Raw genomic sequence first — 8,933 nt, forward strand, 5'->3', positions numbered from 1 at the left:
AGTGGGGCGGCCATGGCCAACGAGCAGAAACTCCGTGACTACCTCAAGTTTGTCACGGCCGATCTGAAGGACACCCGCGACCGGCTCGCCGACGTCGAGGCCCGGGACTCCGAGCCCGTCGCGATCGTGGCCATGAGCTGCCGCTACCCCGGTGGCGTCGGCTCGCCCGACGACCTGTGGCGGCTGGTGGACAGCGGCACCGACGCGATCGGCGGCTTCCCCGAGGGGCGCGGCTGGCCGGCGGACCGGTTCCAGGGCGGCTTCCTCCACGACGCCGGCGAGTTCGACGCCGCGTTCTTCGGCATCTCGCCCCGCGAGGCGCTCGCCATGGACCCGCAGCAGCGGTTGCTGCTGGAGACGTCGTGGGAACTCCTGGAACGGGCCCGCATCACGCCGAAGTCGTTGCGACGCAGCAATACTGGGGTGTTTATCGGCGGTGCTGCGTCGGGGTATGGCACCGAGGCCGATGACGACGAAGTGGCCGGTTACCTGCTCACCGGGACGGCCGGGAGTGTGCTGTCCGGGCGGCTGTCCTACCACCTCGGGCTGGAGGGCCCGTCGGTGACGATCGACTCCGCGTGCTCGTCGTCGCTGGTCGCCCTGCACCTGGCCGCGCAGGCCCTGCGGCGTGGCGAGTGCACCCTCGCGATCGCCGGCGGCGTGACGGTGATGGCCACACCGGGCACCTTCGCGGAGTTCGACCGGCAGGGCGGCCTGGCGGCCGACGGGCGCTGCAAGGCGTTCGCGGACGCGGCGGACGGCACCGGCTGGGCCGAGGGTGCGGGCCTGCTGCTGGTCGAGCGGCTGTCGGACGCGCGGCGGCACGGGCACCCGGTGCTGGCGGTGGTGCGCGGATCGGCGGTGAACTCCGACGGCGCGTCGAACGGCCTCACCGCGCCCAACGGCCCGTCGCAGCGCCGGGTCATCACGGCCGCGCTGGCGGCGGCCGGTCTGTCCACTTCGGACGTGGATGTGGTGGAGGCGCACGGTACCGGCACGGCGCTGGGTGATCCGATCGAGGCGCAGGCCCTTTTGGACACCTACGGGCAGGACCGTGCCACGCCGCTGTGGCTGGGGTCGCTGAAGTCGAACATCGGGCACGCGCAATCGGCTTCGGGCGTCGGTGGCGTGATCAAGATGGTGCTGGCGATGCGCCACGGCGTGCTGCCGCGGACGTTGCACGTGGACACCCCCTCGTCCCAGGTGGACTGGTCGTCCGGGGCGGTGGAGCTGCTGACCTCCGCGCGCGAGTGGCCGTCCGGCGACCGGCCGCGGCGGGCGGGGGTGTCGTCGTTCGGGATCTCGGGGACGAACGCGCACGTGATCCTGGAGGAGGTGCCGCCTCCGGCCGCGGTGCCGGCGAGCGAACCGGCCGGGCCGGTCCCGTGGCTGCTGTCGGCCCGCGGCACGGACGCGCTGTCCGCGCAGGCCGCCGCGCTCGTGCCGTTGACCGGCGGGGACCTGCCGGACGTGGGCGCCGCCCTCGCCGGCCGCACGGCGTTCGAGGACCGGGCGGTCGTGTTCGGCACGGCCGGGTCGTTGCGGACCGGGCTGTCGGCGCTGGCTGCCGGGGGCGAGGCGCCGAACGTGGTGCGCGGCCGGGTCGTGCCGGGTGGGCTGGTGGTGTTGTTCACCGGGCAGGGCGCGCAGCGGGCCGGGATGGGCCGTGCGCTGTACGAGCGGTACCCGGTGTATGCCGAGGCCTTCGACGAGGTGTGTGCGCGGTTCGACGTCCCGGTGCGGGACCTGGTGTTCGGTGCCGGGTCCGGTTTGGACGCGACCGGGGCCGCGCAGCCGGCGTTGTTCGCGCTCGAGGTGGCGTTGTTCCGCCTTGTTTCGTCCTTCGGTGTCCGGCCGGATTTCGTGGCCGGGCATTCGATCGGGGAGATTTCGGCGGCGCACGTGGCCGGTGTCCTGTCCCTTGAGGACGCTTGTCGCCTGGTTTCGGCGCGGGCTTCGTTGATGCAGGCGTTGCCTGCCGGTGGGGCGATGGTGGCGATAGCCGCGCCCGAGTCCGCTGTGGACTTGCCCGAGGGGGTCTCGATCGCGGCGGTGAACGGCCCGGAGTCGGTGGTGATCTCCGGCGACGAGGCCGCGGTGCTGGCGGTGGCGGCTCGGTTCCCGAAGACCAAGCGGCTGCCGGTGAGTCACGCGTTCCACTCGCCGTTGATGGATCCGATGCTGGCCGGCTTCCGGGCCGTGGCGGAGTCCCTGACGTACCACCCGGCGGAGATACCGGTGATCTCGAATGTGAGCGGTGCTCTCGCTTCGCCGTTCACGGCGGAGTACTGGGTGCGGCACGTCCGGGAGACGGTTCGCTTCGCGGACGGTGTCTCGACGTTGACGGCCGCGGGGGCCGGGGTGTTCCTGGAGCTCGGGCCCGACGGGGTGCTGAGCTCGATGGTGCCCGGGGTCGCGGTGCCGGCGTTGCGCCGTGACCGCGAGGAGGAGCAGTCGCTGCTGACCGCGCTGGCGACGCTGCACGTCCACGGCGTCGAGGTGGACTGGACGTCGTTCTTGCCCAGCGAGACCCGGGCGGACCTGCCGACTTATCCCTTCCAGCGGCGGCACTACTGGCTCGGCGGCCGGGCGCCCCGACGGGACGCGCCCGCCCGGCGGTACCGGACACAGTGGACACCGCTCGGCCTGGAAGCCGGCGAGCCGGGGCAGTGGCTGCTGCTCTCACCCGAGGACGACGAAACCGCGGCCCGCCTGGAGGAGCTGCTCACCGGCGTGGTGCCGTTGCCGGTGGCTTCCCGTGCCGAGCTGACTGACCGCCTGCGTCCGGAGGCAGGCCGGCCGTGGACCGGCGTGCTTTCGGTAGGCGGCGACGTGGCCACGACGATGGCGGTGACCCAGGCCCTCGGCGACGCGGGGATCAAGGCACCGCTGTGGTGCCTGACCCGCGGCGCGGTCACGACCGGCCCGACGGACGCGCTGACGGCCCCGGAGCAGGCGGCAATCTGGGGCTTCGGCCGCAGCGCGGCTTTGGAGGTACCGGAGCGCTGGGGTGGGTTGGTCGATCTGCCGTCCACAGTGGACGAGCGGGTGGCCGAACGCCTGCTGGCGGTGTTAAGCGGCAACGAGGACCAGGTGGCGATCCGCGATTCAGGAGCCTTCGGGCGGCGCCTGGTGGCAGCCCCGCGCATCAGCAGCGCCGGGGTGCGGGAGATGGAGACGGATGAGCGGGCGGGCAGCACCGCCCCGGCCGCGGGCGGCCTCCACCCCCGCGCCGCGGCGAATCCGCATGACTGGCGGCTCCGCGGCACCGTCCTGATCACCGGTGGCACCGGCGCGCTGGGCACCCGCGTCGCGCGCTGGGCCGCCGGCAACGGGGCCGACCGGCTCGTCCTCACCTCCCGCCGCGGCGCCGCCGCCCCCGGCGCCGCCGAGCTGGCCGCCGAACTCACCGCCGCCGGGACCGAAACCGTCGTCGAAGCCTGCGATGTCACCGACCGTGCCGCCCTCGCCGCGCTCGTCGAGCGCCTCGGCGATGACCTCCGCGTCGTCGTGCACGCCGCCGGTGTCCTCGACGACGGTGTCCTCGGCACCCTCACCCCCGAGCGGCTCGCCCAGGTCGAAGCGGCCAAGGTCACCGGGGCCGTCCACCTCGGCGAACTGACCCGCGATCTCGACGCCTTCGTCCTCTTCTCCGGCCTCGCGGGCACCCTCGGCGCGGCCGGCCAAGCCGCGTACGCCGCCGCCAACGCGCGGCTCGACGCCCTCGCCGAGACGCGCCGCGCCGCCGGGCTGCCCGCCTGCTCCGTCGCCTGGGGGCCGTGGGCCGGCGGCGGGATGGCCGATGCCGCGGTCACCGCCCGGCTCGGTGCCGCGGGTCTCCGTCCGCTCGACCCCGGCGTCGCGCTGGACGTCCTGGCGGAAGCGCTGGCCGCGGGGGACACGACCGTCGCGATCGCCGACGTCGACTGGACGGTGTTCGGCCCGGCGTTCACCGCCTCCCGGCCGAGCCCGCTGCTCGCCGAACTCGCTCCGCGCGCGGAGCGCCCCGCCGTCGAGGTCACCGAGGCGGGCGTGCTGAACCTCGTCCGCGAGCACGTCGCCGCGGTGCTGGGGCACTCGTCGGCGGCCGCGGTCGATCGCGGCCGCGCCTTCAGCGACCTCGGGTTCACGTCGCTCTCGGCGGTCGAACTGCGCAACCGTCTCCGGTCGGCCACCGGTCTGGACCTCTCCGCCACCCTGACCTACGACCACCCCGACCCGGCCACCCTGGCCCGGCATCTTTACAGCCTGCTCTCAAACGAGAGCGCTGCTCTCGCCGCGCCGGTCGCGGTCACCGCCGGCGACGACGAGCCGATCGCGATCGTCGCGATGGCCTGCCGGTTCCCCGGCGGGGCCGGGTCGCCGGAGGACCTGTGGGAGCTCGTCGCGCGCGGTGCCGACGCCCGGTCCGCGCCGCCCGCCGACCGCGGCTGGCCGGACCACGCCGCCGTCCGGCCGGGCGGATTCCTCGAAAACGCCGCGGATTTCGACGCCGCCCTCTTCGGCATCTCGCCCCGCGAAGCCCTGGCCATGGACCCGCAGCAGCGCATCCTCCTCGAGACGGCGTGGGAGCTGTTCGAGCGGGCGGGCCTGGACCCGCGCTCGGTCCGCGGCGAACGGATCGGCGTCTTCGCCGGCACCAACGGCCAGGACTACCCGGTGCTGCTCGCCGACGCCGGTGACGACGTCGCCGGGTACGTCGGCACGGGCAACGCGGCCGCCGTGATGTCCGGCCGGATCGCGTACGCGTTCGGCCTGGAAGGCCCGGCGGTCACCGTGGACACGGCGTGCTCGTCGTCGCTGGTCGCGCTGCACTGGGCGCGGCAGGCGCTGCGGGCGGGCGAGTGCGACCTCGCCGTCGCCGGCGGTGTCACGGTGATGGCGACGCCCGGCGCGTTCGTGGAGTTCGACCGGCAGGGCGGCCTCGCCCCCGACGGCCGCTGCAAGGCGTTCGCCGAAGCGGCCGACGGCACCGGCTGGGGCGAAGGCGCGGGCCTGCTCCTGGTGGAGCGGTTGTCGGACGCGCGCCGGCTCGGGCACGAGGTGCTGGCCGTGGTGCGCGGTTCGGCGGTCAATTCGGACGGCGCGTCGAACGGCCTGACGGCACCGAACGGCCCGTCGCAGCAACGGGTGATCCGGGCGGCGCTGGCCGACGCCGGGCTGAAACCGTCCGATGTGGACGTCGTCGAAGCGCACGGAACCGGCACCGAACTGGGCGACCCGATCGAAGCCCAGGCGCTGCTGGCCACCTACGGCCAGGAGCGCGACGAGCCGCTGTGGCTGGGGTCGGTGAAGTCGAACCTGGGGCACACGCAGGCCGCCGCCGGTGTCGCCGGGGTCATCAAGATGGTGCTGGCCATGCGGAACGGCGTCCTGCCGCAGACGCTCCACGCCGACACGCCATCGTCTCATGTGGACTGGCGCTCGGGGGCGGTGGAGCTGCTGACGGAGGCCCGGAAGTGGCCGTCCGACCGGCCGCGCCGCGCGGGCGTCTCGTCGTTCGGGATCTCCGGCACGAACGCGCACACGATCCTGGAGCAGGCGCCGGACGACGTCGTGGTCCACGACACCGCGCCGGCGGGGCTGCTTCCGGTGCCGCTCTCCGCGCGGACGGAGTCCGGGCTGCGCGAGCAGGCCCGGCGGCTGCTCGTCGCCGAACGCGGGGCGTTGCCGGACGTCGCCTTCTCGTCGGCGAACACGCGCGCGGCGCTGTCCCGGCGCGCGGTGGTGCTCGCCGCGGACGACAACGACCTGGTCCGCGGCTTGACAGCGCTTTCCGACGGCACGCCGGATCCCGCGGTGGTCCGCGGGGAAGTGGGTGCGGGCTCGCTCGCAGTGCTCTTCACCGGCCAGGGGGCGCAACGGGCCGGGATGGGCCGGGGCCTGTACGACCGGTTCCCGGTGTACGCGAAGGCGTTCGACGCGGTGTGCGCCGAATTCGACCGGCTGCTGGACCGTCCACTGCGGGAGGTCGTCTTCGACGGGTCCTCATTGAACTCCACCGGGTACACGCAGCCTGCGCTGTTCGCGGTCGAAGTGGCGTTGTTCCGGCTCGTTTCCTCGTGGGGCGTGCGGCCCGATTTCGTGGCCGGCCACTCGATCGGCGAGATCTCCGCGGCGCACGTCGCCGGTGTCCTGTCTCTTGTGGACGCTTGTCGGCTGGTGGCGGCGCGGGCGTCGTTGATGCAGGCGTTGCCCGCCGGTGGGGCGATGGTGTCGATTGCCGCGCCGGAGTCGGCGATCACGTTGACCGAGGGTGTTTCCATTGCGGCGGTGAACGGCCCGGAGTCGGTGGTGATCTCGGGTGACGAGGCCGCGGTGCTGGCGGTGGCGGCCGGGTTCCCGAGGACCAAGCGGCTGAAGGTGAGCCACGCGTTCCACTCGCCGCTGATGGATCCGATGCTGGCCGAGTTCCGCGCGGTCGCCGAAAGCCTGACCTATCACCGGCCGGAGATCCCGGTGATCTCGAATGTGAGCGGTGCTCTCGCCGAGCCGTTCACCGCGGACTACTGGGTCCGGCACGTGCGCGAAACTGTCCGGTTCGCCGACGGCGTCGAGACGCTGAAAACCGCAGGCGTCGGGGTGTTCCTGGAGCTGGGCCCGGACGGCGTGCTCAGCGCGATGGTGCCGGGAACGGCGATCCCGGCGTTGCGACGCGACCGTGACGAAGAACGAACGTTCATGACCGCCTTGGCTGCGTTGCACGCGAACGGGGTGCCGGTGGACTGGACGGCGCTGCCGGGCCACCGGATCCCGCTGCCGACCTACGCGTTCCAGCGGGAACGCTTCTGGCCGGCGCCGTCCCCGCGTCCGGTGGGCGGCGAAGTGGACGCCCAGTTCTGGGCGGCGGTCGACCGCGCGGACGTGGCCGGTTTGTCCGCGGGGACGGGCGTGCCCGAGCCGGACGTGGCGAAGGTGCTGCCGGCGCTGGCGTCGTGGCGCCGGGAGCGTGCGGAGGCCGCGGTGACGGAATCGTGGCGCTACCGGGTCACCTGGGTCCCGGCCCCGGAGCCCGGCCCGGCGACCCCGGACGGCCGCTACGCGATCGTCGCGGCCCCCGGCGCGGCCCGCTGCTGGGCGGAGGCGTTGGCACGGCCGGGGGTGCCGGTGGTGGGGCCGGGCGAGCTGTCGGCGGAACCGCTGGACGGAGTGCTGCTGGTCTCGGCACCGGGTGACGACGCACTGGACAATGTGGTCGCCCTGGCCAGGGCGGAGGTACCGGCCAAGCTGTGGTGCGTGACGCTCGGCGCGGTCGCGGCCCCGGGCGATGACAGGCCGGAAGACCCGGAGCTGGCGGGGTTGTGGGGTTTCGGGCGCGCATGGGCGTTGGAGGCCCCGGATCGCTGGGGCGGCCTGCTCGACGTCCCGGAGACCCCGGACGACCTGCACGTGTCCCGCGTGTGGGGAATCGTGACAGACAACGGTGGCGAAGATCAGCTCGCCCTCCGCCCTTCCGGCGTCTTCGCCCGGCGCCTGGTCCGCGCGCCCCTCCCCGCCGCCCCCTCCTGGACCCCGGCCGGCACCGTCCTCATCACCGGCGGCACCGGTGCCCTCGGCGCCACCGTCGCCCGCTGGGCCGCCCGGAACGGCGCCGAAAACCTCGTCCTCCTCAGCCGCCGCGGCCCCGAGGCCCCCGGCGCCGCCGAGCTCGTCGAGGACCTGCCCGCCACCGTCGTCGCCTGTGACGTCACCGATCGCGAAGACCTCGCCCGGACCCTGAAAACCCTCCCGAAGATCACCGCCGTCGTGCACGCCGCCGGAGTCAGTCAGGCCACCGCCTTCGCGGACCTCACCGACCGCGACTTCACCCGCGTCCTCGAAGCCAAGGTCGACGGCGCCCGGCACCTCGACGAACTCCTCGGCGACGACCTGGACGCCTTCGTCCTCTTCTCCTCCATCGCCGGCGTCTGGGGCAGCGGCGGCCAGACCGCCTACGCCGCCGCCAACGCCCAGCTCGACGCCCTCGCCGCGCAACGCCGGGCCCGCGGGCGCGTGGCCACGTCGATCGCCTGGGGACCCTGGGACGGCGGGGGCATGGCCGCCGGCCAAGCCGAGCAGGACCACCTCCGCCGCCGCGGGCTCACGCCGATGGCGCCCGCCCGGGCCCTGGCCGCGCTCAAGACCGCCGGGGGAAGCAACGTCGTCGTCGCCGACGTCGACTGGGAGCGGTTCGCGGCCGCCTTCACCGCGACCCGGCCGAGCCGGCTGCTCGGCGAACTGCCCGAGGCCCGGCTCCCGGAACCGCCGGAACCGGCCGGGACCAGCCGGTTCGCCGGCCTGGCCCCCGCCGAACAGCGGGCCGCGCTCCTCACCCTCGTCCGGGCCGAAGCCGCGCAGGTGCTGGGGCACGCCTCCGCCGCCGCGGTCGAGCCGAACCGCGCGTTCACCGACCTCGGCTTCGACTCGCTCACCGCCGTCGAGCTGCGGACCCGGCTCGCCGCGGCCACCGGGCTCACGCTGCCGCCCACCCTCGTGTTCAACCACCCCACCCCCGACGCGCTCGCCGGGCACCTGCAGGCGCAGCTGGGGGAGGACACCCCGAGCGTCCTCGCCGAACTCGGCCGCCTGGAAGCCGCCCTGGACGGCGGTGAACCCGACCGGCTGACGCGGACCGAGCTCACCGTCCGGCTGCAGGCCCTGCTGAGCCGGTACGCCGAGCCGGAAAAGAATACCGGCGAACTGGAATTCGCCGACGACGATGCCCTTCTCGCATTCATCAACAACGACCTCGGAAAAATGTAGCGACAGCAAAAAGAATGGAAATCCCGCTCCGGTGCCGGAGCGGGATTTCCCTGCGTAGGGGCCCCTGTTAGGGGGGATTCTTAGGGGTTGTAGGCCCAAAACCGGTCCCATAGCCTCACTTTGATGCCACTTCGGCGCGCGGATGTGCCGGGTGTCCGCACTTCGCTGGAGAAAAGGCTGGTGGCACTGAC

The 8,933-nt window shown here is 73.7% G+C and carries 1 protein-coding gene; it reads left to right on the plus strand.

The window, feature by feature from the left end:
• The first annotated feature begins 12 nt into the window (after positions 1-12).
• Positions 13-8,742 carry a type I polyketide synthase gene (locus AB0J55_RS25870; RefSeq protein ID WP_364253828.1) on the plus strand — a complete coding sequence of 2,910 codons (8,730 nt, stop codon included), beginning with the start codon at positions 13-15 and terminating at the stop codon, positions 8,740-8,742.
• The last annotated feature ends 191 nt before the right edge of the window (positions 8,743-8,933 follow it).

Origin of the sequence: Amycolatopsis sp. NPDC049688 (assembly GCF_040674975.1) — a bacterium.
GTDB lineage: Bacteria > Actinomycetota > Actinomycetes > Mycobacteriales > Pseudonocardiaceae > Amycolatopsis.

What these genes read in the sequence shown, in the direction of transcription:
- AB0J55_RS25870 (WP_364253828.1), top strand. Translation starts at nt 13, where the DNA reads ATGGCCAACGAGCAGAAACTCCGTGACTACCTCAAGTTTGTCACGGCC.